Annotated in this window: 13 protein-coding genes and 1 pseudogene; 6 read left to right on the forward strand and 8 right to left on the reverse strand. The window is 60.3% G+C overall.

Annotated features, from left to right (window positions below; genetic code table 11):
- The first annotated feature begins 64 nt into the window (after positions 1 to 64).
- Complete coding sequence (locus A3C3_RS0125935; protein ID WP_022717490.1) at positions 65 to 745, forward strand: amino acid ABC transporter permease; 681 nt, start codon at positions 65 to 67, stop codon at positions 743 to 745.
- Complete coding sequence (locus A3C3_RS0125940; RefSeq protein WP_022717491.1) at positions 742 to 1,503, forward strand: amino acid ABC transporter ATP-binding protein; 762 nt, start codon at positions 742 to 744, stop codon at positions 1,501 to 1,503. The genes A3C3_RS0125935 and A3C3_RS0125940 overlap by 4 nt, the downstream gene beginning before the upstream one ends.
- 406 nt (positions 1,504 to 1,909) lie before the next feature.
- Here A3C3_RS0125940 and A3C3_RS0125950 read toward each other — a convergent pair whose 3' ends face one another.
- A complete protein-coding gene (locus A3C3_RS0125950; RefSeq protein ID WP_022717493.1) occupies positions 1,910 to 2,617 on the reverse strand; it encodes a hemerythrin domain-containing protein in 708 nt (235 codons plus the stop codon).
- A 208-nt stretch (positions 2,618 to 2,825) separates the two neighbouring features.
- On the opposite strand from A3C3_RS0125950, the gene A3C3_RS0125955 reads away from it, so the two are divergent.
- The 3 genes and pseudogenes from A3C3_RS0125955 (at position 2,826) to A3C3_RS41750 (ending at position 5,740) form a co-directional block, all read left to right on the forward strand.
- Positions 2,826 to 3,260 (forward strand): hypothetical protein, encoded by a 435-nt coding sequence (locus tag A3C3_RS0125955; RefSeq protein WP_233450664.1) that lies wholly within the window; start codon positions 2,826 to 2,828, stop codon positions 3,258 to 3,260.
- Complete coding sequence (locus A3C3_RS0125960) at positions 3,257 to 4,603, forward strand: GAF domain-containing protein (protein ID WP_022717495.1); 1,347 nt, start codon at positions 3,257 to 3,259, stop codon at positions 4,601 to 4,603. Before A3C3_RS0125955 ends, A3C3_RS0125960 begins: the two co-directional genes overlap by 4 nt.
- Positions 4,604 to 4,942: 339 nt before the next feature.
- A pseudogene (locus A3C3_RS41750) lies at positions 4,943 to 5,740 on the forward strand (class I SAM-dependent methyltransferase).
- A 166-nt stretch (positions 5,741 to 5,906) separates the two neighbouring features.
- Here the strand turns inward: A3C3_RS41750 and A3C3_RS0125975 are convergent.
- The 3 genes from A3C3_RS0125975 to A3C3_RS0125985 all read right to left on the reverse strand — a co-directional run bounded on the left by A3C3_RS0125975 (position 5,907) and on the right by A3C3_RS0125985 (position 10,869).
- Entirely contained in the window at positions 5,907 to 6,467 is a 561-nt protein-coding gene (locus tag A3C3_RS0125975; RefSeq protein WP_022717497.1) for an NADPH-dependent FMN reductase, read from the reverse strand.
- A 67-nt stretch (positions 6,468 to 6,534) separates the two neighbouring features.
- The gene (gene pyc / locus A3C3_RS0125980; protein WP_022717498.1) at positions 6,535 to 9,999 is read right to left on the reverse strand and encodes a pyruvate carboxylase; all 3,465 of its coding nucleotides are present in this window, start codon (positions 9,997 to 9,999) and stop codon (positions 6,535 to 6,537) included.
- Between the two features lie 129 nt (positions 10,000 to 10,128).
- Positions 10,129 to 10,869, reverse strand: a complete 741-nt coding sequence (locus A3C3_RS0125985; RefSeq protein WP_022717499.1) for a helix-turn-helix transcriptional regulator — start codon at positions 10,867 to 10,869, stop codon at positions 10,129 to 10,131.
- Between the two features lie 305 nt (positions 10,870 to 11,174).
- Here A3C3_RS0125985 and A3C3_RS0125990 point away from each other — a divergent pair, with 305 nt between their 5' ends.
- Positions 11,175 to 12,938 (forward strand): glucan ABC transporter ATP-binding protein/ permease, encoded by a 1,764-nt coding sequence (locus tag A3C3_RS0125990; protein ID WP_022717500.1) that lies wholly within the window; start codon positions 11,175 to 11,177, stop codon positions 12,936 to 12,938.
- A gap of 280 nt (positions 12,939 to 13,218) precedes the next feature.
- Here A3C3_RS0125990 and A3C3_RS0125995 read toward each other — a convergent pair whose 3' ends face one another.
- From A3C3_RS0125995 to A3C3_RS0126015, 4 genes are all read right to left on the reverse strand, one after another.
- Positions 13,219 to 13,542 carry a DUF6074 family protein gene (locus tag A3C3_RS0125995; RefSeq protein WP_022717501.1) on the reverse strand — a complete coding sequence of 108 codons (324 nt, stop codon included), beginning with the start codon at positions 13,540 to 13,542 and terminating at the stop codon, positions 13,219 to 13,221.
- A 154-nt stretch (positions 13,543 to 13,696) separates the two neighbouring features.
- Positions 13,697 to 15,010 carry an MFS transporter gene (locus tag A3C3_RS0126000; RefSeq protein WP_022717502.1) on the reverse strand — a complete coding sequence of 438 codons (1,314 nt, stop codon included), beginning with the start codon at positions 15,008 to 15,010 and terminating at the stop codon, positions 13,697 to 13,699.
- A 117-nt stretch (positions 15,011 to 15,127) separates the two neighbouring features.
- Positions 15,128 to 16,357 carry an OpgC family protein gene (locus tag A3C3_RS0126010; RefSeq protein WP_022717504.1) on the reverse strand — a complete coding sequence of 410 codons (1,230 nt, stop codon included), beginning with the start codon at positions 16,355 to 16,357 and terminating at the stop codon, positions 15,128 to 15,130.
- Positions 16,358 to 16,453: 96 nt separating this feature from the next.
- A complete protein-coding gene (locus tag A3C3_RS0126015) occupies positions 16,454 to 24,970 on the reverse strand; it encodes a glycoside hydrolase family 94 protein (RefSeq protein WP_022717505.1) in 8,517 nt (2,838 codons plus the stop codon).
- Positions 24,971 to 25,179 lie beyond the last annotated feature (209 nt).

Genomic DNA, 25,179 nt, shown 5'->3' on the forward strand with positions numbered 1-25,179 from the left:
CTATATCTGCTGAAGAGCGTCCAGCGAAAACCCGCTGGACGCCCTTTCATTAAGGAACACACCCGTGCCGCACTGGCTTCAACTGATGGCGGAATCGCTCCCCACGCTTTTGTGGGCCGGACTGATCTTCACCATACCGCTGACCCTGCTCTCATTCGTCTTCGGCCTGGCGCTCGGGCTGGTGACTGCCGTAGCACGCCTCTTCGGCCCGGCTCCCGTCGCCTCAATCGCGCGGTTCTACGTCTGGGTCATCCGCGGCACGCCGCTGCTCGTGCAGCTTTTCGTCATCTTCTACGGCCTTCCGAGCCTCGGCATTCTGCTCGACGCTTTTCCGGCGGCTCTGATCGGCTTCACGCTGAACATCGGCGCCTACAGCTCCGAAATCATCCGGGCGGTCATCTCCTCCGTTTCGAAGGGACAATGGGAAGCTGCCTATTCGATCGGCATGAACTGGCGGCAGGCGATGAGCCGCACGATCCTGCCGCAGGCCGGTCGTGTCGCCGTGCCGCCGCTCTCAAATACCTTCATTTCATTGGTCAAGGATACATCGCTGGCGGCAGCAATCACCGTGCCGGAGCTTTTCCAGGCTGCACAGCGCATCGTTGCGACAACCTATGAGCCGCTGATCCTTTATATCGAGGCAGCGCTGATCTACCTCGTTTTGAGCTCCGTTCTTTCAGCGCTGCAGGTACGGCTCGAGCGCCGCTTCGCGCGCTACGGCGGCATGCTGGAGGCAAATGCATGATCGAGCTTTCCAATATCGAGAAGCGCTTCGACGATGCCATCATCCTAAAAGATATCAGCATCCGCATCCCGGAAGGCACCGTCACTGCTCTCGTGGGTCCCTCAGGCGGCGGCAAGAGCACGCTGCTTCGCTGCATCAACCTGCTTGAGATCCCGACCGCTGGCTCGATCAGGATCGGCGAAGAGACGCTGGATTTTGTGCCGGGAAGGCGGGTTGGTTGGCAAGCGATCCAGAAGATCCGCCGCCAGACGGGCATGGTCTTCCAGAATTTCCAGCTCTTCCCACATCAGACAGCGATCGAAAACGTCATGGAAGGCCTGGTGACGGTCCTGAAATGGCCGAAAGAAAGGGCACACACCCGCGCCATGGAACTGCTGACAAAGGTCGATATGGCACATAAGGCGGATGCTTGGCCTTCGACACTTTCCGGCGGCCAGCAGCAGCGCGTCGCGATCGCCCGCGCGCTGGCGCCTTCGCCGCGCGTCCTTCTCTGCGACGAGCCGACTTCGGCACTCGATCCCGAACTTTCGGCGGAAGTCGTCGATGTTCTCGGCCGGCTGGCCAGCGAAGGCACGACCATGGTCATGGCGACACATGATCTACGGCTCGCCTCGAAGATCGCCCATAACGTCGTGTTCCTGGAAGCAGGAAACGTCGTCGAAACCGGCACGGCGAAGTCCATCTTCACGGCGCCGGAACGCGAGCGCACCAAACGCTTCATCTCGACGATCAACGCCGCGCATACCTACGATATCTAGGCTCGCCTGGGACCGGGTGACCCGTCTCAGAACATGCAGGTATCGAGGCGGTGCTTTCATCAAGCGGGTGAGCAATCGCCTCGCGGCTTGGGATTGCTGCGGCCTCCGTGCAGGCTAGAGCAGTTCTTGTTTTTTCGGAATCAGCATGGGATTCCCAATCTGAGGCACGTCTCCAGGGAGACCGACGCGGGCGGCGGGCGCTCTTCCTTGACGGGCGCGTCGAGACGCGCGGCGATCCCCTCACCCGCCAAGGCGGAAGGCAGCATAGGGCAGCCGCGACAATCGCCCCGGCGCGGACACTCGGCCGGGATGCCGGCCTCGCCGTTCGGTTTGCACATGGTTCTTCTCCGGGAATTCTCGGCGATGCCGCGGGCGGAGCCTCGATCCTCCGTCCGCAGCAGCCTTCTCAGGCCGCCAGCTTCAGCGCGTCGGCAAGCTGGGCGAAGTCTCTGGCCGAAAGGCCCGGACGGACGGCAAAGTCGATGACCGCCTGGAAGATTTCCGGCGGCGCGTCCCTCTTCATGGCGCCCAAGAGTGCCCTGCGCTCCGCCGGATTGATAGCCGGAATCATGATACGCATGAAGGCCATGCTCTTTTCCGGTGGCAGGGAGGCGATGATACGCATCTCGATGCCGAGCATTTCGTCGTCGGTGAAGTTGCGCCACAGCAGAGGGCCGGTCACCGTCTCCTCCTCGTGCATATGCGCGAAGTCGTTGGCGATGTAGGCGGCGAAGGCAAGATAGAGCTTGCGGCCGCAGCCGGGCTTGTGCAGCGGCTGGGCCCTTTCCCAGGCGGCGATCAGTTCTTCCAACTCATGGAAGGCGGTGCGGTGGTCGTCGTGCTGCTCGTCCAGCGTGACGGTCGAGACGCCCTTGGCGGCGAGCGCCACGTGGATGTGGTCGTCCTCGTGATTGACGTGGGAAGCGGCGAGCATCAGGTAATTGCGCAGGTCGTCGATCAGGAAGCCCGTCTCCTCAGCGTTCTGGAAATCGGCCGTGCCGAGGCGTCCGAGCAGGTCACAGCCGGCCTTGCGCAAGCCCTTGTGCACCGCGCCGTAGATGTCGTAGCGGCTGTTGAGATCGGGAATGCTGGTAAGCGAGAACTCGTGGCTCATGATAATTTTCCTCTCGTTGGCCGGCGCCTCTTCCTGTGCGCCGGGCTGATGGCCGAGAGATAACCGAGGCCTTTCCGAGGTGCTTCCTAAAACCATCCTAAGCAATTGCGATGATTGCTAAGAATATCCTAACTAACTATCATCGCCGCATATCGGGGGAAAAGCATTGCTAGGGCCGGAACTCGCGGAATTCATAGAAAGTCCTGTCATGATTCTGTTCGCGACGCGCGACGAGGCCGGCCGGCCGATGATTGGCCGCGGTTCCGGCGTGCGCTTCGACCGACAGAGCGGGCATCTGCACTTTCTCGCCTCCCACTGCCAATGGCCGAAGGCCGTGGGCGAGGCGCTGGCCGGCCGGCCGATTGCCACGACCTATGTGCGGGCCGCCGACTACAAGGCCTGCCAGATCAAGGGCCGGGTCCTGGAGGCTGGGCCGGCAGATGCCGCCTTCCGGGCACTGGGCCAGGCCTATGTCGCAGAACAGCTCGCGCGGATGCTGGCGCTCGGGGTCACCCGGATGCAGCTTTCCAGCACGCTCTCGGACCAGGAGCTCGTCTGCCTGACGATCGAGCCGCAGGAGATCTTCGAGCAGACGCCGGGGCCGGGCGCCGGACGCAGGCTGACGCCGGAAGCCGTCGCATGATTGCGCTCGAAAGGCTGCGGGACAGTTTCGAGGGCGTCATTCCCTCCGTCATCGCCACCACCGATGCGGACGGAATGCCCAATATCTCCTATCTCTCGCACGTGCATTACGTAGACGAGACGCATGTCGCTCTCTCCAACCAGTTCTTCTCCAAGACCGCCACCAATGTGGCGCGCAACGGGCTCGCGACCGTGATGGTGGTCGACGGCTATAGCGGCCAACAGCACGTGCTCGACCTAGTGTTCGAGCGCTCCGAGACGGAGAGCGAGACCTTCGAGCGGGTGGCGATCCATCTGGCGATCCTGGAAAGCCGGATGAACGGAATCATGAAGCTCCGCTCCGTCGACATCTACCGGGTGGAGGACTGTCGGGCTGTGCCGGCCGCCAATCCGCTGGTCGAGCCGGAGCCGCTCGTGCTGCCCGACCTGATGGGCAGGGTGGCGAGGCTGACGGCGCGGATGTCGGACTGCAGCGATCCGGAAACGCTGCTCGACGTGACGCTTGAGGGCCTCGGCGAGTTGTTCGGCTACCACCATTCCATGGTGCTGGTGCCGGACGGCGAACGCGGCGGGCTGACGACGATCGCCAGCCGCGGCTACGACCAGTTCGGCTTTGGCGCCGAGGTTCCGCCCGGGCGCGGCATTATCGGGGTTGCGGCCGAGCGGCGGCGCAATGTACGGATCACCGACCTGAGTCGCGGTCAGCGCTACATCCAGGCGGTGCGGGCCATGGCGGGCGTCGAGGATGCGGCGCCGATCCCGCTTCCGGCGCTCGACAAGCCGCTCAGCCAGATCGCGCTGCCGCTAGTCGCCCGGGGAAGGCTCGTCGGCGTGCTGTTCTCGGAATCGGCGGAGCGGTTCACCTTCCGCCATCGCGACGAGGAGGCGCTGACCGTGATCGCCGCGCATCTGGCCACCGCGCTCTCCTTTCTTTCCGAGGAACGCGAGCGGGCGGAGACGGGCTGGCGCGAGAAGGCGGAGGCGTCGGCCGACGAGGCCGTGAGGCTGCCCGCCGGTCGGCGCATCGCCGTGCGCTTCTATCCGCGCGACGGCTCGCTCTTCGTCGACGACGATTATCTCATCCGCGGCGTGCCGGGGCGGCTGCTCCTGCACTTCCTCGAAGACTATGCGCGCACCGGCAAGCGGGACTTTCTGAACCGTGAGATACGCCGCGACCGGCGCCTGCAACTGCCGGATTTCAAGGACAATCTGGAGACCCGGCTGATCTTGCTGCGCCGGCGACTGGAGGAAAAGGCAGGCCCGATCATGCTCGAGCGCGCCGACCGCGGCCGCCTGCGGCTCACCCTTGCCGGCCGTCCCGAGATTGAGTTGGTGGAAGACTGACCGCGGCGGGCTCCCCTCCTAGTTCTCGCGAAGGCCTCGCCGTCCGCTGTTGAGTATCGGTGCAAGGAGGTGCGTAAACAGGCTTTGTTCGCCATCCATGAGCATCACCTCGGCAGGCATGACTGGGAGAAGTTGCGCTTTTCCGCCCAACGCTGAGGTCTTTCTGCCGTGGGTCTCGCAGGGCTTGAGAAGGCTTGGGCCGGAGCCGATCTGTGAGATCCGCCCCTTCTGCAGGCTTCCTGGCAATGACGACGATCCGCCGATGAGCGGTGTCGCAGGCGAGCGCTTCCGGCTACAAAAACAAGGTCTGAGAGTGGTCTGTGCCGTTGGGAGGACGCGATGGCAGTTCCAACAGTGGATCGTGTGTTTGGCCGTGTGGCTTTCGGGGCCGATCCCTCCAACTATCATGCTGCCCGCCCGCGCTATCCTGAAGAAACGTGGGAGCTGCTGCGCGAGCGTTCTGACCTTGGACCCGGCGTTGATATTCTGGAGATCGGCGCTGGTACTGGGCTTGCAACGGCAGAATTGCTGGCGCACAAGCCGCGGCGGCTGGCAGCAGTTGAGCCTGACATGAGGCTGGCAGACTTCCTGCGAACCTCGATTGCGGTTGACTGCTTGCAGGTGCTCGCGCTGCATTTGAAGACGCAAATCTGGAGCCTGCCTCGTTCGACCTGGTTACAAGTGCGACGGCTTTTCACTGGCTGGACGCTGCGCCTGCTCTGAAACGAATTCATGGATTGCTGCGACCTTGCGGCGCCGTCGCCCTTTGGTGGAACGTCTTTGGCGATGAAAGTCGGCCCGATCCCTTTCATGATGCCACCGCGCATTTGTTCGTTGGCCATCGTGCCAGCCTGTCAGCGGGTGGGCGCGACAGTCCTCCTTACGCGCTTGATGCGGATGCACGAATTCGGGAGATGACGGATGCTGGCTTCGTACCCGATCCTCCTGAATTTATCCGCTGGACATTGAGGCTTGATGCGTCCGGCGTGCGCAGCCTCTATGCCACGTACTCTAATGTTTCCGCCTACAGAACGGGCCAATCTGCTCAATTCCTTGGCCGAAATTGTTACAGGGCAGTTTGCGGGCCGCGTAGATCGCAACATGACAACTGCAATCTATACCGCCCGGCGCGCGTAGCTCCAGACAAGCGCTGCCGGTTTGGGACGCATTTCCGGGTTGAAAAGATAGGACTTCGTGCGCAATCCAGCTCCGACAGCTCAAACGCTTGTCCGCTTGAGTGGTTTTTCGGCACCGGTTTCAAGCGTCAGATTTTCACCACTCGGCCCTGCGCCGGAGCTCTCGTTTACTTCGATCGCGCAGCTTTCAGCGCATTGCCCCACCAGGCCAGCTGATCGAGCTGCTTGCCGGCGGCATCGATAAGGTGCTGGTAGTCGTTGAGGTTTTTACCTTCCCTGGCAACGCCGATATATTCGGGCAGAGAAATATGGACGCCCGTTTTCACCGAAGCCGCGCCCATTTCTACGAAGATCATGCGAAGCTGTTCGACGGCACGCGCAGCGCCGACACCGCCATACCCAACGAAGGCAACTGGTTTGTGGATGAATTCGCCGAGGTCGATCGCATTCTTGAGCACGGCCGTCGGGCCGTGATTGTATTCGGCAACGGTGAAGATAAATGCGTCAAACTCGCGCAGCTTCTTCTTCCAGCGCTCCGCCGTCTCGCTCTCAGCTTCCAGCGCACGTGCTTCACCGAAGAAAGCCATGGGGTAGTCGAGGAGATCGAGCACCTCGACCTCAAAATCCGGCCGCTGCGCGGCAATCTCGGCAATCCACTTCGCCGGACGATCCGCAAAGCGGCCGATGCGCGTGCTTCCAACGATAACTGCAATCTTGAGGTTGTTCATTTTCGACCTTTCCTGTCCATTACACGCTAGGGCGGCCCGGGGGCCACCCTAGCCTTTCGGCTTCCGGTTAGCCGGCATAGCTAACCAGCAGGTCCTTGGCGTCGATCTGGTCGCCGGCCTTGACGAGCACTTCGGCGATCGTGCCGTCTTTCTCCGCGTGGATGGCCGTCTCCATCTTCATGGCCTCGATCGAGACAAGCACGTCGCCGGCGCTGACTGCCTGGCCCGGCGAAACAAAGACGCGAGAAATTACGCCCGGCATCGGCGCGCCGACATGGGCGGCGTTTCCAGGCTCGGCCTTCCGGCGGGCAGCGGCACCGGAAGCGCCATGCGCACGATCCGGCACCTTGATGCGGCGCGGCTGGCCGTTGAGCTCGAAGAAGACCGTCACCATACCCTGGCTGTCCGTGCCGCTCATCGCCTGATTGACGATGACCAGCGTCTTGCCCTTTTCGATATCGGCAAAGAGTTCCTCGCCGTCCGCCAAACCGTAGAAATAGGCGGGCGTCGGCAGGACGGAGACCGGGCCATAGGTATCGGAGGCAAACGCAAAGTCGGTGAAGACCTTGGGATACATGAGGTAGGAGGCAAATTCGAAATCATTCACCGTGCGTTCGAGTTTGGTCTCGATCGCCCGGCGCTCGGCATCGAGATCCGCCTCTTCGAGCAGAGAGCCCGGACGAACGGTATAGGGCTTATCACCCTTCAGCGCCTTCTTCTGCAGCGCTTCCGGCCAGCCCGACGGCGGCTGGCCGAGATCGCCCTTCAGCATCGAGACGACCGATTCCGGGAACGACACCTCCTTCTCCGGACTGACGACATCGGCAACCGTGAGGTCCTGGGAAACCATCATCAGCGCCATATCGCCGACCACCTTGGAAGACGGCGTCACCTTGACGATGTCGCCGAACATCTGGTTGGCGTCGGCATAGGCCTGCGCCACCTTGTGCCACTTCGTCTCCAGCCCAAGCGAACGGGCCTGCTCCTTGAGATTGGTGAACTGGCCGCCCGGCATTTCATGCAGATAGACCTCCGATGCCGGCCCCTTGAGATCGCTTTCGAAGGCTGCGTACTGGTTGCGCACCGCTTCCCAGTAGAAGGAGATGCGGCGGATCCATTCCGGATCGAGCCCCGGATCGCGCTCGGAACCGGAGAGCGCTTCGACGATCGAACCGAGACAGGGCTGCGAGGTGTTGCCGGAAAGCGCATCCATGGCGGCATCGACCGCGTCGACGCCGGCATCGACGGCTGCAAGCACGGTCGCCGCGGCAATGCCGGAGGTATCGTGCGTATGGAAATGGATCGGCAGGCTTGTCGCGTCGCGCAGCGCCTTGAACAGCACCTTTGCAGCAGCAGGCTTCAGCAGGCCGGCCATATCCTTCAGTGCAATGATGTGAGCTCCGGCCTTTTCGAGCTGAGCGGCAAGGTCGGTGTAGTATTTCAGATCATATTTCGGGCGCGCCGAGTTCAGGATATCGCCGGTATAGCAGATCGCCGCTTCGCAGAGCTTGTTCTCTTCAGCGACAGCATCCATCGACACGCGCATGTTTTCGACCCAGTTCAGGCAGTCGAAGACGCGGAAGAGGTCGATGCCGCCCTTTGCGGCCTGCCGGACGAAATATTTGACGACATTGTCCGGATAGTTCTTGTATCCGACGCCGTTGGCGCCGCGCAGCAGCATCTGCAGGAGCAGGTTCGGTGCGCCTTCGCGGATCAGCGCCAGACGCTCCCATGGATCTTCCGTCAGGAAGCGCATGGAAACGTCGAAAGTCGCACCACCCCAGCATTCGAGCGACAGCAGATTCGGTAGCGCATGGGCATAGGTCCCGGCGACGCGGACGATGTCGTAGGTGCGCATGCGCGTCGCGAGCAGCGACTGATGGCCATCGCGCATCGTCGTATCGGTTATCAGCACGCGCTTTTCGCCTCGCATCCACTCGCCGAACTTCTTCGGGCCGAGCTTGTCGAGACGCTGCTTGGTGCCGTCCTTAACCTTGCTGCCGTTGGCATAGGGAACGACCGGTTCTGCAGCGTTTTCCAACGGCCGCGGCCTGTCCTTGGCTTCGGGATGGCCATTGACGGTCACGTCGGCAAGATAGGTCAAAAGCTTCGTCGCGCGGTCCTGACGCTTGACCTGCTGGAAAAGCTCCGGCGTCGAGTCGATAAACCGGGTTGTATAGCTGTTGTCCTTGAACTTCGGGTGTCCAATGATCGCTTCAAGGAAGGTGAGGTTGGTTGCCACGCCGCGAATGCGGAATTCACGCAGCGCCCGGTCCATGCGAGAGATCGCCTCGAGCGGATTCGGCGCCCAGGCCGTCACCTTGACGAGCAGCGGATCGTAATAGCGGGTAATGATCGCTCCCGAATAGGACGTGCCGCCATCAAGACGGATGCCGAAACCCGAGGCCGAGCGATAGGCAGTGATGCGGCCGTAGTCCGGGATGAAGTTATGTTCCGGATCTTCCGTCGTGATACGGCACTGCAGCGCGTGGCCATTGAGCTTGATATCCTGCTGCTTGGGAACGCCCGATTCCGGTGTACCGATCGCGTAGCCATCGAGGATATGGATCTGTGCCTTGACGATATCGATGCCGGTCACGACTTCGGTGACCGTGTGCTCGACCTGGATGCGCGGATTGACTTCGATGAAGTAGAATTTTCCGGTATCGGAATCCATCAGATATTCGACGGTGCCGGCGCCGATATAGTTCGTCGCCTTGGCGATCTTCAGCGAATAGGCGGCGAGCTCCTGGCGCTGCGCTTCCGAAAGATACGGTGCCGGCGCACGCTCGACGACCTTCTGGTTGCGGCGCTGGATCGAGCAGTCGCGCTCGAAGAGGTGCACGACATTGCCGTGCGTATCGCCAAGCACCTGGCTTTCCACGTGGCGGGCGCGCTCGACGAGCTTTTCGAGATAGACTTCATCCTTGCCGAAGGCGGCCATCGCCTCGCGCTTGGCTTCAGTCACCTCACGGGCAAGATCCTTCGGGTCGCGAATGGCGCGCATGCCGCGCCCGCCGCCGCCCCAGGAAGCTTTCAGCATGACCGGATAGCCGATCTCCTCGGCCATGCGGGCGACTTCCTTCATGTCGTCCGGGAGCGGATCGGTTGCCGGAACCACTGGCACGCCGACCGAGATCGCCAGATTGCGCGCGGCGACCTTGTTGCCAAGCTGGCGCATCGTATCGGCCTTCGGGCCGATAAAGGTGATGCCCGCCTTGTTGCAGGCATCCACGAATTCAGGGCTCTCCGACAGCAGGCCATAACCTGGATGGATGGCATCGGCGCCGGATAGCTTGGCAACGCGGATCACCTCATCGATCGAAAGGTAGCTTTCGATCGGCCCGAGATCGCGGTCAAGATGCGGCCCGCGGCCGACCTGATAGCTTTCGTCCGCCTTGAAGCGGTGCAGCGCCAGTTTGTCCTCTTCCGCCCATATCGCGACCGTTTTTATCCCCAGCTCATTGGCCGCGCGGAACACGCGGATGGCAATTTCGGAACGATTGGCAACGAGTATCTTGGATATGGGCAATGCGCTCTCCTCACGGCATCGAAACGGGCAATGCTGCACCCGCGAAGAAAATTCTTAACGCGCCGTTACAGAAAGTTCAATTTCCCTTGCGAAATAGAATTTCCCAAATGCGAGAGGTCGCGCGCCAAATTAGGTAACGAGCCCGTGCCGGAAAGCCAGCGCCACCGCCTGCTGGCGGTTCTTGGCCTTCAGCTTGTCCTGCAACCCATTCATATACCAATCGACCGTGTGGTTCGAGATGCTGAGCACCTTGCTGATCTCCATCGAGGTCAGGCCGTCGGCCAAATAGTGCAGGATTTCGAGCTCGCGGCGCGTCAGCGGGATATTGAGCAATGAAGCGCTTTCGAGTGCCTTCGCTTCGCCCTTGAGATCAAGCAGCCGCCAGAACGCTTTGCGCGCAACCGTTTCGAACAATGACATCTCGACCGGCGACAATTCGACGGGCCCACCGCCGATGCTCAAGTTTCCGAGCACGCCGCTCTTGCCGTGAATGGGGAAGATGTAACCGTCGCGGAGGCCGTGGGCATGGGCATCCGCCATCATCTGTTCCATTCGCCGCTGATGCGGATCGCGACGGTAGGCGGCAAGGCTTTCCTTCCATCGAAATGGCCTTTGCGCCAGCGCCAGATACCGCACTGTTGGATCTATGAGGACGTATTTTTTTGCAACATATGTTTGCGGCCACTTCTCGGGCCAATGCCCGGCAAGTACGAGACCCCAGGGATCTTGGTTCTGCTTCAGGTGACGCAGCAATCCATAATATTCGAAGCCATAGGAATGAACGGCTCGCCGGAGTTCCTCAACCACGTTTTCGGGCTTCGTGCATTCCTCAATGACGACGAGCAATTGAACTAAAGAATGGATATTCACAAAAAAGCCCCTTGCCCGGCAATGGGCGATCGGTGAAGTCCGTCGGTCGGACCACCTGAACGTGGCAACGACGGTCTTCGATTAACAAGCTGGCTTCATATAAGGTTTATGGATTGCTAAAGCTTGGTTTAAATACAAGTGGAAATTGTTGCACTCCCGATCGGTTGAGCAGCTTTGCGCTGCGATTATTCTGTCGAATCCTGCAGAAACACCTCACCTGAATGCGCCGTTAATCGTCGGTTCAGGTGTTTTTTCATAGCATCGCGCCATCCCGTTTTTTGCAGATGCACACAAGAGGTACCGCCGTGTCATTATTCAAGGTCTATGCAAGAGCTTTGCGCTACCTTGGCGCCTACAAGCTCCGCGTATCCCTGGTGGTCGTTGCGAACATTGTTCTGGCTGCGATCACGATTGCGGAGCCTGTTCTGTTCGGTCGCATCATCGACGCCATTTCAGGCAATGGCGAGGTCAAGCCCATTCTGTTCATGTGGGCCGGATTTGCCGTCTTCAATACGATCGCCTTCGTTCTCGTCGCCCGCGAGGCGGACAGGCTGGCCCATGGCCGGCGCGCGACTTTGCTGACGGAAGCATTTGGCCGCATCATCTCGATGCCGCTCTCCTGGCATCACCAGCGCGGGACGTCGAACGCGTTGCATACGCTGCTGCGCGCTTGCGAAACGCTCTTCGGCCTCTGGCTCGAATTCATGCGTAATCACCTCTCGACTGCCGTGGCCATTGCGCTCCTGGTGCCGACCGCCATGGCCATGGACCTGAGATTGTCCGGCGTGCTGGTCGTGCTTGGTCTTGCCTACTGGCTGATCGGCCGTCTGGTCATGAGCCGCACGAAGGACGGACAGGCGTCTGTCGAGAACCACTATCACACCGTTTTCTCGCATGTGAGCGACTCGATCAGCAACGTTTCGGTGCTGCACAGCTACAACCGCATCGAAGCTGAAACCAAGGCGCTCAAGGGCTTTGCCGACCGCCTGCTGCAGGCTCAGTACCCGGTCCTCGACTGGTGGGCCCTTGCCGGTGCTCTGAACCGAATGGCGTCGACCATCGCCATGATGATCATCCTTGTGATCGGCACGCTTCTGGTGCAGGCCGGCGAACTGCGGATCGGTGACGTCATCGCCTTCATCGGCTTTGCAAACCTTTTGATCTCGCGCCTCGACCAGATGCGCCAGTTCGCTACGCAGATTTTCGAAGCCCGCGCGAAGCTTGAAGACTTCTATACGCTCGAAGACTCCGTTCGCGAGCGCGAAGAACCGGCGGGCAATGCCGACATCAAGGACGTCAAGGGCGAAGTCGAATTCCGCGACGTCTCCTTCGGCTTCGGCAACTCGTCGCAGGGCCTGCACAATGTCTCCTTCTCGGTGAAGGCTGGCCAGACAGTCGCGATCGTAGGCCCGACAGGTGCGGGTAAGACGACGCTCGTCAATCTGCTGCAGCGCGTCTACGATCCAGACAGCGGCAAGATCCTGGTGGATAGCCACGACATCACCAAGGTCACCCGCAGGTCGCTGCGCCGTTATATCGCCACCGTGTTCCAGGATGCGGGTCTGCTGAACCGTTCGATCAGCGACAATATCCGCCTTGGCCGCGAAGGCGCCAGCGAGGAAGACATGCGCCGTGCTGCCGAAGCGGCAGCCGCGGCGGACTTCATCGAGACGCGCGAGGAACAGTATGACACGCATGTCGGCGAGCGGGGCAACAGGCTCTCGGGCGGGGAGCGCCAGCGTGTGGCGATCGCCCGCGCCATCCTCAAGGATGCGCCGATCCTGGTTCTCGATGAGGCGACCAGCGCGCTGGACGTAGAGACCGAGAACCGCGTGAAGGCTGCAATCGACAACCTTCGCCAGAACCGCACCACCTTTATCATCGCGCACCGCCTCTCGACGGTTCGTGAAGCAGACAAGGTGCTCTTCCTCGACAGCGGCCGGATCGTCGAACAGGGTAGTTTCGATGAACTCAGCCATAGCAACGGCCGCTTTGCAGCGCTGCTTCGCGCCAGCGGTATCCTGACGGACGAGGAAGTCCGCAAGGCCCATACGACCGAAGCTGCTTAACCAGGTTCGAAAGCGAAAATGAAAGGCCGGAGGGGAAACCTACCGGCCTTTTTTATCGTGGTTAGAAACTCGGTACGCGCTGCAGGTGAGATCTTTGCCGGAATGTACGCTAGCACCCTTTCTTCAGCCGCCGCAAAGTGGAATTCGATGCTCAGATAACGCTATGGCTTTCGGGTGTTCAGTGACGGCTGACGAACTGTAAATCGATACGCACAGTACCTCAGAGGGGTCTCAAGGCCTTGATGCCGTGACAGCTGTGGCAGCGGGCAGTTTTATCGCGTCAGAGGCGACGGCGCCTTCTGCCTTGCCTCGCGCGACTTTCGGATAAAGCGCGCAACTGATGTCGCTCTACCAGAGCGGCCTGAACCGCCGCCTGGAAGGACAAGACGCGCTCCCGGATCTTCTCCTCGCGCAAGCCACATCGCGAAAGCTCGTCCGCCAGCAAACGGCACTCGGCTTTCCAGAACGCGACCGCCGGTTCTCCGTGCAGATCATCAAGCGTCGCGGCGCAGCGCTCGATATCGCCGGGCCGGGGGATGCTTGGAAATATCACGATTTCGCTTGCGGTCAGCGCGGCGAGAGGGGTGTCGAAAGAAGATGCCATCGAATCAATCCATGTTTCCATCAGACTGTTAGGCTTGTGTTGGTTAACGTTTACCTTCTCTCGCGGAATAATGCCGTTGCTGACCGACTGAATGGACCTAAAGCCAAAGCCTCAGCAGCCGATACTTCTGCTGGGACTTTGGCGCTTGGCATTGTTAGGATTGCGCGCGCTGTTGCACAGTTCCGCTCTCTTCGGCGGGAATCTGTGTACGCGACATCACGCGTCCGACCACGAGCACCAGCAGCGCGGCGGCAGCCAGGCACGCGGCAAGAAAGAACATCGGCGCAATCGTGCTTCCGGTACTGTCCTTGATCCAGGGCACGACGTTCTGGGCGACAAAGCCGCCGAGATTGCCGACGGAGTTGATTGCGGCGAGCCCGGCCGCCGCACCAGCGCCTCTTAGAAAGCGTGACGGCAGGCTCCAGAAAACCGGCTGGCCGGCGAAGATGCCCGCAGCAGCGATGCAGAGAAATGCGAACTGGACGCCATGGTCCGGAATAACAGCAGAAAGGACAAGGCATATGGCGCCCAGCAGTGCCGGAATGACGATATAAGGCGTCTTCGAAGCTGCCCTGTCTGCCATCGACGGGACGATGTAAAGCGCCACCGCCACGAGGACCCAGGGTATGATGTTCAAAAAGCCGTTGGCCGTGTTGCTGACGCCGAATTCCTTGACAATGGTCGGGAGCCAATAGCTGAGACCATAGGCTGCAAGAGGAAAGCCGACGTAGCACAATGCCATGAGAAGTACCTTCGGATTGATGAGCGCCTTGAACCCATTCTCCGCGTTCTTGTCCATGTCTGCATTTTCCGCCTCAATCCTGCGTTTGAGCCAGCTCTTCTCCGCATCGCTCAGGAAGTTCGCATTCTCTGGGCGATCCGAGAGGTAAAACAACGTGACCACGCCTGCTATGACGGCGGGAATACCCGTCGCGATGAACACCCATTGCCAGCCGGCTATGCCATAAAGCCCGTCGAGATCGAGCAGCATGCCGCCCAGCGGCGCGCCGACGGCATTGGCAAGAGCGCTGAAGATCATGAACAGCCCGACCATCGTGCCGCGATAGGCGGACGGATACCAAAGTGTCAGCAGATAAAGGACGCCTGGAAAGAACCCGGCCTCGCAGGCGCCAAGAAGAAAGCGGAGAATGTAGAACATCGTCGCATTCTGCGTGTAGGCCAAGGCGATCGTAACTGCGCCCCACGAGAGCAAAATACGCGCAAACCATTTGCTGGCGCCGTACCGCTCAAGCAGCAGATTGCTGGGGACTTCAAACAGGAAATAACCGATGAAGAAGAGCGAGGCGCCGAGGCCGTAGGCATATTCGCTCATGCCAAGCGCGCCGACCATTTCCAGCTTGGCGAAGCTGACATTTTGGCGATCGATATAGGCGATGAGATAAAGAATGCCTAGGAACGGCATGAGCCGCCACGTGATTTTGGCAATCAGTTGCTTTTCGTCGACCATGAATTTCTCCTTCGGGCAATTGCATCTGGGCGAGGTGCAGAAGGGCAAGCTTGCCATCATCAATTGTCGGCCGGTGCCCGAACTGCAGGCCCAGACCGATCAATCAAAAAGAGAGAGCTATTTGTCGCTATAGAGCTTTCGGCCATCACCGACGCGGACGGCGACGGGAACGGAAGCACCACGCCCCATCGACCTGGCCTTCGCGGTACCGTCGATGCGTTTGCGCTCGAGGTGGTAGGCGTAAGCGAACTGACCCGAGATGCCTGCGACCACAAAGAGCGCACCGATCATCTGGTCGTGATTGGTAATGTAGAGCAGCACCTGGCCCGCCATCGCAAGGATTGTCCCTGCCACGAAGATATTGAGCGAGTGACGGCCAATGATCGTCAGCGGATGATCCGACGGACGGCGCAAGATACGAGACAACACGGGAATATTGATAACGAGGTAGCTGAGCGCCAACACGTGCAGCAGCCGCGGCAGTGACAGGAAAGTCTTGTCGAAACCGGTAAGGACAGGCGGCAAGCCAAACGCTGCCAGTACATTGCCGAGGTCCCAAAGGTGACCTACAACCCAAGCAAAGGACAGCGCTACGTAGCCGGAAGCCAGCACGAACAAAATCGGGTGCTCCGGCAGCTTGCCGCCACGCTTGACATGCATGATGCCGACCGCGCCGATCGTGAACAAGAACTGCCACGAGAGCGGATTGAGGAACCAGTAGTCGGCGATGAGCATGTTGTGCGGCGCGATCTGATAGATGCCCGCGATGAGCCACACAGCACCCGAAACACCAAGCGCCAGAAGCGGATGGGCCGAGTAAAGAAGCAAGATGACCGGTACCATGAGCATCAGCGCGCCGTACATCGGCAATATGTTGTTGTAGCCGATCTGGTGGCCAAGCAGAAGCAGTGCGGGTATTCCCTCCGTCAAGTTCATCAAGACGGCGAGGATATTGATTTCGACCAGCAATCCCGGCCGGTGGAACAACCAGGCGCCGCAAATGAACAGCGCGAGCGTTATGAAGGTCGTGATCATATGGGCGAGATAGAGCGTGAAAGCGCGCTTGATCGCCTTCCTCGCCATGTCCACTCGCCTGCCGACCTTGAAGCCGGCGCCATAGGCCAATCCGACCGCAATGCCCGAGATCAGCACGAAGGCTTCCGCAGCGTCGGAGAAGCCGAAATTCTTCGTCGTCACATACTCGAATATCTGGCCGGGAACGTGATTGATGAAAATCGTGATGAGAGCAAGGCCACGCAGAACATCAAGCCTCGTATCGCGCGCCGGTCGCACTGCTGATTGAGGCAAGCGCTCAGCGCCGATGGCGTTTTCCGGCGTAGCCGCCATGATGTTTCTCCTGTTTCGATCTGCAAACGCGGTTGCAGCCAAAAAGTTTCGCCTTTTGGCTGCAACGAATCGCCGGAGTGTGAGCGTCGAATGCTGCTATCCGACCGAATATCCCTCATGGGGATTGGCGACTTCGCTGCCGTTGATGACCAGAGTGTAGCCGTCCGGATGGGACGATTTTGAGACCGAAATGCGATATTTCACACCTGAATGTTCGATCTCCGCCGAAAAGCCGTCCCAACCGCTCGGCAGTGCTGGACGAACAAAAATCCGTCCGTTTTTCAAACGGATACCGAGAATCCCTTCGACTGCCGCACGATAGAGCCAGCCCGCGGAACCTGTATACCACGTCCAGCCGCCGCGGCCCTTGAGCGCACCTTCGCCGTAGACGTCGGCAGCCACCGTGTAGGGCTCGACTCGATAGTGCTCGGCCGAGGCTTTGTCGCGCGCATGGGTGATCGGGTTCAGGAGTTCGAAGCAGGCCAGGGCATCATCGCCTCGGTTGAGCTCAGCAAGCGCCATAACCACCCAGGTGGCCGCATGCGTGTACTGGCCGCCATTCTCGCGAACACCGGGAGGATAGGCCTTGATATAACCCGGATCCCTGACCGACGTGGCAAAAGGCGGGGTAAACAGGCGGATGATTCGCGCTTCTTTGTCCACAAGGCGGTTCAAAACCGCGTCCATGGCCTTGACCGCGTGATCCGGATTGCCTTCGCCGGAAAGCACGCTCCAGGATTGCGCGATCGAATCGATCTGGCATTCCAGGCTTTCCTTCGAACCGAGCAGGCTGCCATCGTCGAATGTGCCTCGGCGATAATAGCCGCCATCCCAGCCTTCACTTTCCAGCGCCGCCTTCAGTTCACCGAGATGTTTCGTCCAGCGCTCGACGCGCGCAGTATCGCCCCGCTCTTGCGCATAGGGAATGAAGGACCGCAGCGCGCCTGCCAGGAACCAGCCAAGCCAGACGCTTGTGCCCTGGCCTTGGATGCCGACGCGGTTCATCCCGTCGTTCCAGTCGCCGCCCATGATCAGCGGCAGGCCGTTTGAGCCCTTGCGCTTGATCGCGAGATCAAGTGCCAAGGCGGCATGCTCATAGATGCTGGCCTTGTCGTCAGAGACTTCCGGGCGATAGAAGGAGTCGTGCTGGCCTTCGAGCAACGCCGGGCCCTCGAGGAACGGCAATTCCTCGTCAAGCACGCTGTTGTCGCCCGTTGCACTGCAATAGTGGTGGATCGCATAGGCGAGCCAGACCACGTCATCCGAAATCAACGTACGGACACCCGCGCCGGTTCCCGGCAGCCACCAATGCTGGACATCGCCCTCGCGGAACTGCCTCGAGGCAGCGTTGACGATCTGGTTGCGCGCGAGCGATGGCTCCTGAAGCACGAAAGCCAGCGTATCCTGCAACTGATCGCGGAAGCCAAAGGCGCCACTGGCCTGATAGAAGGCCGACCGCGCCATGATGCGGCAGCCAAGGCTCTGATAGGGCAACCAGGCATTGACGAGATTGTTCATGGCCTGGTTCGGCGTCAAAATCTGAACCTTGCCCGTAAAGCTCTGCCAGAAATCGCGGTTTGCCTGAACAGTGTCCTCGACAGAGGTCTTGCGGATCTCGGCGATCAAGGTTTGGGCCTCTTGCCTCGAGGCCGTGTCGCCCAGGAAGAACGTGACGTCACGCTCTTCTCCGGCGCCGATTTCGACATCGATTGCGAGAGCTGCTGCCGGGTCGCCGTCAAGTTCCGTGGCGCCGGAAAGCGCAACGGATGGCTTGAGCGCCTGCGGAGCCCGGATCGTGCCGGCCTTGCCGATGAACTCCCGCCTGCTTGTGGTGAAGCTCGACGGCTTCACGCTGGCGGCAAAGAAGGATACCCGGTTCGAGAAGTCGATGCTGTACTGGTTGGCGGCAAGGAGTGCGCCGGTTTCCTCGTCAAGGGACGAAAGAATGAAGGGCACCGAACGCTGTGCGTTGTTGCCGAGAACCCACTCGACATAGCCATAGAGCCGCAGCTTGCGCGCCTTGGTGCCCATGTTGCGCAACCGGACGCGCTGCAGCTTGACCGGCCTTAGGCGATCGACCGTCTGTGTCACTTCGAGCGCGATATCGTTCTGCTCGCTGGAGAAGACGGAGTAACCGAGACCATGGCGTGCCTCGAAGCGGACATCGCTCCGCTGCGAAAGCCCAGCAAAGGGCGTCATCAGCGCGCCACTTTCCAGGTCGGTGACGTAAATCGCCTCACCTGAGCGATTGACGACGGCATCGTTCGACCAGGAGGTCAGCTGATAGTCGCGCGAGTTGACGCTCCAGGTGAAACCCGCGCCCTCCGCAGACACATGGAAGCCGAACTTCTCGTTCGAGATCACGTTGATCCAGGGCTGCGGTGTTGCCGTGCCGCCAGCAAGACGAACGACATATTCGCGGCCGTCGCGGGCAAAACCACCGAAGCCGTTCCAGAAGTCGAGATCGCCTTCCTCCTCGATCACAAGCGCCGGCGGCTTGGGCTGCACGACACGCGCCACGCGCTTGACGGGGGTCTTGCGCTGCTCGCGTTCCATTTCCGGCAAGTCGTCCTTGGAGGGCGCAGAAAGGGCGATGGCGCGGTTGATCTGATCGACGACCTTGCCGTTCTTGGCATGGAAGGTGACACGCGAAGCGGCGATCAGGGCATGATAGGTCGCCTCCTCCATCAAATCCTTCCGGACGGCAAAGATGTGTTGCCGAAGGCCATCGGCCTGGCCAATGCGGCGCACGTTTTCGCACATCTGGTCCACGGCATGCTGCATGTCCTGCGCATAGGAGGATGCACGCTCGTTCATGATGACAAGATCGGCCGTCACGCCACGCGAGCGCAGATATTCCTCCGCCAGCAATGCCTCGCGAACGATATCGAGATCCATGTCGTCATCGATGCGCAGCATGAAGATCGGGAAGTCGCCGGAGATCGCAAGCGGCCACAGCGACGATTGTGACTGCATGCCGGTTCGAACTGCCGCAGCATCGGCGCGCAAGTCCATGTCCGGATAGACCAAATGCCGGCCGAGATACTGGAAGGCGGCAGCCTGCTGCGACGTCACGCCGACATGGCGCATCTGCACCTGCGTGCGTGTCCAGGCCTGAACCAGCTCATGGTTGAAGGCATCGGCGTGCCGATAGCGCTCGACAGCCTTGTCCACCTCGTCGCGGCTAGGAGCGGCGATCGTCCAGAAGATCACGCTGACTTTCTTGCCGGCCGGCACACGAACCGTGCGGCGCAGCGAAAGGATCGGGTCGAGCGTGAAGCCGTCGGTGCCTGAAAGCGTCGCACCAGGATCGAAGGCTGCCGCATCCGCAAGACTACGGCCGCGGCCGAGGAATTTGCGGCGATCGGTCTCAAATTCCGTTTGCCGGGAAGGACCGGCACTGTCGACGATCAGATGGGCGATGCTCATGTTCGGTTCGCCCGGATCGCGTCTGTTGCGTTCGGCACGGATGACGTCGCCGCGTCTGCCGAATTCCGTCTTCACGAACATGCGGGCGAAAGCCGGATGCGCATTGTCCGTGTCATCCAATGTGATCACCGGTTCCAAATAGGAGGTGACTTCGATGAAGCGGTCTTCCGATCCCATGTTGAGAAGCGTCAGCCTGCGGCCTTCCGCATCATGCTCAGTCGCAACGATGCATTCCAATTCACTGCTGAGGTCGCCAACGACCTTAGTGAATTCCGCCTTTTCGTCGGCGAAGAGCACATTGACTTTTTCGCCCTCGACGCTTTTTGGTTCGGCGGTGGCCGACCACCATTCGTTGGTCGCCGTGTCGCGCAGGAAGATGAAGCTTCCCCAGCGGTCTTCCGTTGGGTCGGCTTTCCAGCGGGTAACGGCCTGGCCGTTCCAGTGTGCGTAGCCGGCACCGGTCGCCGTCAACATCATCGAATAGTGACCGTTGGACAGGAACATGAGTTCGCGATCGCGCGAAAGCGGATCGGCGATCTTGCGAAGCTCCGGCCGCAGCAGATCTTCCTGGATGCTGGCGGGCGTATCCGATTCGTGCTTGCCGCTCATCACGGGGATGTCGCGCGGCGCCTTTTCCTGCAGCAGCAGTTCGGCTGCTTCGATCACCGGATCGGAGTGGAAGAGCTCACGCAGATGCCCGTTGAAAGCGACATTGGCAACCGCCGCGATCGACATGCCGTGATGGTGCGCATAGTAGTTATAGACAACAGCGCATTTCTTGCCTTCCGGCACGCGGGTCGGCGTGAAGTCGACGGCATCATGGAATCCGAATTTGCCGAGCGCACCGAGTTTGCGCAGGCGCTGCAGATTTTCGAGTGCCCCCTGCGGGTCGTATTGGCTGGCGAGGATCGAGGCATAAGGCGCGATGACGGCATTGTGGCCGAGGCCGCGCTTCAGGCCAAGCGTAGGCACGCCGAAGTTCGTGTATTGATAGTTGAGGTTATGGTCGCGAGCATTGAAGGCCGCTTCCGAAATGCCCCACGGAATACCGAGCTTGCGCCCGTAGTTCATCTGCTCGACCACGACCAGATTGTTGGTCTGATTGAGAATACCCCCGCCGCGCTCCTGCATGACGAGCGGTGGCATCAGATATTCGAACATCGAGCCGGACCAAGAGACCAGAGCGCCGCGCGAACCGACCGGCACGACCTGGCGGCCGAGGCGATACCAATGCTCCGTCGGCAAGTCGCCCTTTGCGATGCCGAAGAGACTGGTCAGCCGGCATTCCGACGCCAAAAGGTCGTAGCAGGCCTGGTCGAGCTCGCCGCTTTCGACGCGATAGCCGATCGAAAGAAGGCGGCGTTCCGGACGGAACAGGAAGCTGAAATCCATCGAGAAGGCGAGATCGCGGGCCTTGTCGCGAAGGGCGATCAGCCGCGGCCGCAAAGCATCGATATTCGAAAGGTCGAATGTGCTGTCGGAAATATGCGCTTCGCAAATCTTGACGAGTGCTTCGGCCCAACGGGTAAGTTCGCCGCTGAGTGCCGACTTCACTTCGTGATCGAGATTTGCCGCAAGCTTCTGGATGTCACGCGCAAGAACCGCAAGGTTGATGACGCGGATCGAGGCGAACTCGTGCTCGCGCTTGACGGCGGCGAGCGCGTTCTGGAAGCCGACGATCCGTTCTTCCAGGCGGCGGCGGAGCGGACGGACCGTCTTGCGATCGTCCGGAAGGTCGGCCAGTACTTCGCCGAGGATGCCGGCAGTGTCGCCGACGCCGTCGAGATTGCCCTGCATATGCGCCGACGGCGCTTCGGCCCAATTGCGGCAAGCCGACGAAACGGCAATCAGGTGACCGGCGAGATTGCCGCTGTCGACAGCCGAAACATATCGCGGCCCAAGGGTCTGAAGCGTATCGGTGTGGTACCAGTTAAAGAGGTGGCCACGATACTTCTCCATCTTGTCGATGGTCCCGATCGTCTGCTCCAGCCGCTCGATCGTTTCCTCGAAGGAAAACCAGCCGAACTGGCGGCCGGAAACGACCGAGAGCAGATATACGCCGATATTGGTCGGCGAGGTGCGGCTCGCGACGATGACATGCGGCGTCTCCTGAATGTTATCCGGCGGCAGGAAATTCTGTTCTGCCGTGGTGAACGTATCGAAGTAACGCCAGGTGCGGCGCGCGATCTTTCTGAGCTCGCTTGAGACCGAATCGGCGACTTCCAGGCGGTCTTCGGTTTCTGCCGACTGGCTGACATACCAGGCAACGAGCGGCGACAGGGTCCACAGCAGGGCGAACGGAATGCCGACGAGGAATGCGTTGTCGCCGGGAAGTGCTGCAAAGCCGAGTGCGAGCAGCGCGAGCACCGGGGCGTGCCACATCGCGCCGTAGTACGACAGAATCGTTCCCTGCCCACCCGCTTGGACGCTGGCAGCAGTGCGCCATTGCAGCATCAATTTATGGCTGACGAGAAGACGGTAGAGCGAGCGGCCGATCGCATCGGCCATCATGCAAGCCGTATCGGCAATGAAAACGATACGAAGCGCCACCTGGGCATTCGCAGCGCGGATATCCGACCACACGGTATAAAGATGTGCCCGTGCAACGATATCGCTGGTGCGCGGAATGATGCCGTGGATGAGCGACAGCGTCGGCGCAACGAAGAGGCAGAAGATCAGGAGGATCTGCCATACGAGTGCGCCAAGCGGGCCCATAAAATACCAGCCAAGCACGGAAGCGAAGAACCAGGCGATCGGCGTCAGCGAGCGGCGCAGGTTATCGAACATCTTCCAGCGCCCGAGAGCGGTGACGCCGTATTTTGGATTGAACATATATGGCAGAAGCTGCCAGTCGCCACGCGCCCAGCGATGCTGTCGCGAAGCCTCGACTTCGTATCGGATCGGGAAGTCTTCGACGAGCTCGAGATCGGTGACTAGGGCGCAGCGCGCCATCGAACCTTCGAGAAGATCGTGGCTCAGCACCGAATTCTCATCGATGCGGTCCCTCAGCGAAGCTTCGAAGGCATCGACATGATAAAGGCCCTTGCCGGTAAACGTGCCTTCGCCGGCGAGGTCCTGGTAGACATCGGAAACTGTGAAGACGTACGGGTCGAGGCCGCGGTTGATCGAGAAGACGCGCTGGAAGACCGAAGCGTCCTTGCCGGTCGTTAGCGACGGGGTCACGCGTGGCTGCAGCACGCCATAGCCGCTTTCGACGCGGCCGGTCTTCGGGTTTATCACCGGACGGTTGATCGGATGATAGAGTTTGCCGACAAGCTTGGTCACGGCATCGCGCATCAGGCGCGTGTCGGAATCGAGCGTCATGATATACTGAACGCCAGCCGGTACAATATTGGCGCCCGGTAGATAGGTCGTGTCGCTGTCGCCGCGCAAAAGCATGTTCAGCTCGTGCAGCTTGCCGCGTTTGCGCTCCCAGCCCATCCAGACGCCCTCTGACGGGTTGTAGAGGCGGCGGCGATGCAGGAGATAGAAGCGCGTTTTGCCGTCATAGGCGTAACGTGCCGAAAGATTGGCGATTTCACGCCGGGCGTAGTCCAGCACTTCCAGATCGTTCGGCGTTTCCTCGACGTCACTGTCCGGCCAGTCGCTCAGCAGCGCGAAATAGATTTCGCCGCGCGGATTGGCGAGATAGTGAACCTCGAGATTGCGAACCAGGTCGTCGACGCTGTCTCGGTTCGAAATCAGGCATGGCACGACAAGCAGCGTGCGTGCATCCTCCGGGATGCCTTCCTTGAACTCGTAGCCGACAAGCCGCGATGGCGTCACGAAGAAGGACAGCAAGGTATTGAAAAGACCTGTCGCGCCCTCCGATGCCGGAAGAGAGAACATGATCAGCAATACGGCGATTTCCAACGTACCCATGCCGGCATTGGCCATGACGCGCCCGACGATCGCCATCGCAATGACGGTAAGCAGCATGACGGGGACGGCAATCGACAGCCAATTGAACTTGCGGACCGTTCGAACAAAATGCTGAACGAAGGTCGGACGATAATTGGCACGTTCTTCAAGCTTCGGCCGGTGCATGCCGGCAAGAAAGCCGCCGACATTCGGCTCATGCGGTTGCGGCTCCTCGGAGGCCCTGGCTTCGCTGGTCATGTCGAGCGCCAACTGGGCGACTTCCATTTCCGTCAGCGGGGAGCGCTTGGCGAGCTTTTCGATCTGTTTGCGGTATTTGTTGCGTGATCCCGAATCGAGGATGCCGTAATCGGAATTCTCCCAGAGCAACTTGTCGACATGGCTGACCTGCTCGACCCAGACCGACCATTCCGCGTCGTCGATCTCGCGAAGGCTCCGGATGATGTTGCCCATCGTGACATTGCCGGAGGAGAGGCGGCTATGCTCCGCCATCGTCGCTTCTTCGGTATCACGGCCGAGCATTTCCAGACGCTCGTCGAGCCAAGCGATCGCAAGGCTAGACGCCTGCGAACCGTCGCGCATGCGATAGAGGAACTGCGTCGAGAAGGTATTGTCCTCGGCAAGCGGTTCGAGCGTCCTCAGATACTCCGCAGCCTTCGTCGGATCGTCCAAACGCACGAGTTCATCGGCCGCTTCGTTCGCACGGCGGCGTATGCGCCGGCTGCGTTCAACGCGGCTGGAAATGCGACGGAGGTTTTCGACGAGAACATAACGCACGAGTGAGGGGACTGCCCAAAGCTCACCGATGCGCAACGTCTCACCCAGCTGGAAGCCATCGACAAGCGCCGTTAGACTTTCCTGTGAAACGGTGCTGTGGGTGTGAGCGACATAGAGCCAGGCGAGCACCAGCGTGCGCGGTACCTGCACACCATCGACGTCGATGGTCGGCAGCTCGCGATAGAAGCGCCGCGGGAAGTCGCGGCGGACCTCCTGAATTGCCTCTTCGACGATATAGTGGTTATCGAGAAGCCATTCGGCGGCAGGCGTTATTGTCTCACCCGCCTCCACGTCGGCCGCGGTCGTGCGGTAAACGCGCAGGATTTCCTTCTCGTTCTCCTTATGTCGTGCAAAAAAATCGAAGGCAGTAAAAGCCGGCAGCGAATCGACGCCTTTGCGGGCGATCGATTCACCCATCGCCTTGATGTCTTCAATCGACAGGTAGGTCGAGCGGACCGAGTCGCTGTGATCGATGTGCTTGACTTCGGATTCGCGCGACGGGTTTGGAGACGGAATGGAAATGGTCATGGGTTCGGTTCTGGGTCCAAACTAAGGTTATGGTAATTTTGCCTAGCCTTTTGCACCGGCAATTATGACTGCGACATGAACGGCCAAGGGGCTTTCCAGGAAGATGCGAAAGCCACAGATTTCCGATACGAAACGGTTTAGGCCTGATTTATGGCACGATTCTGCCGGTCAGAGCTGCATTTTGCCTCCACCCCCGAAGAACCATCCGG

Source organism: Rhizobium mongolense USDA 1844, assembly GCF_000419765.1.
GTDB lineage: Bacteria > Pseudomonadota > Alphaproteobacteria > Rhizobiales > Rhizobiaceae > Rhizobium > Rhizobium mongolense.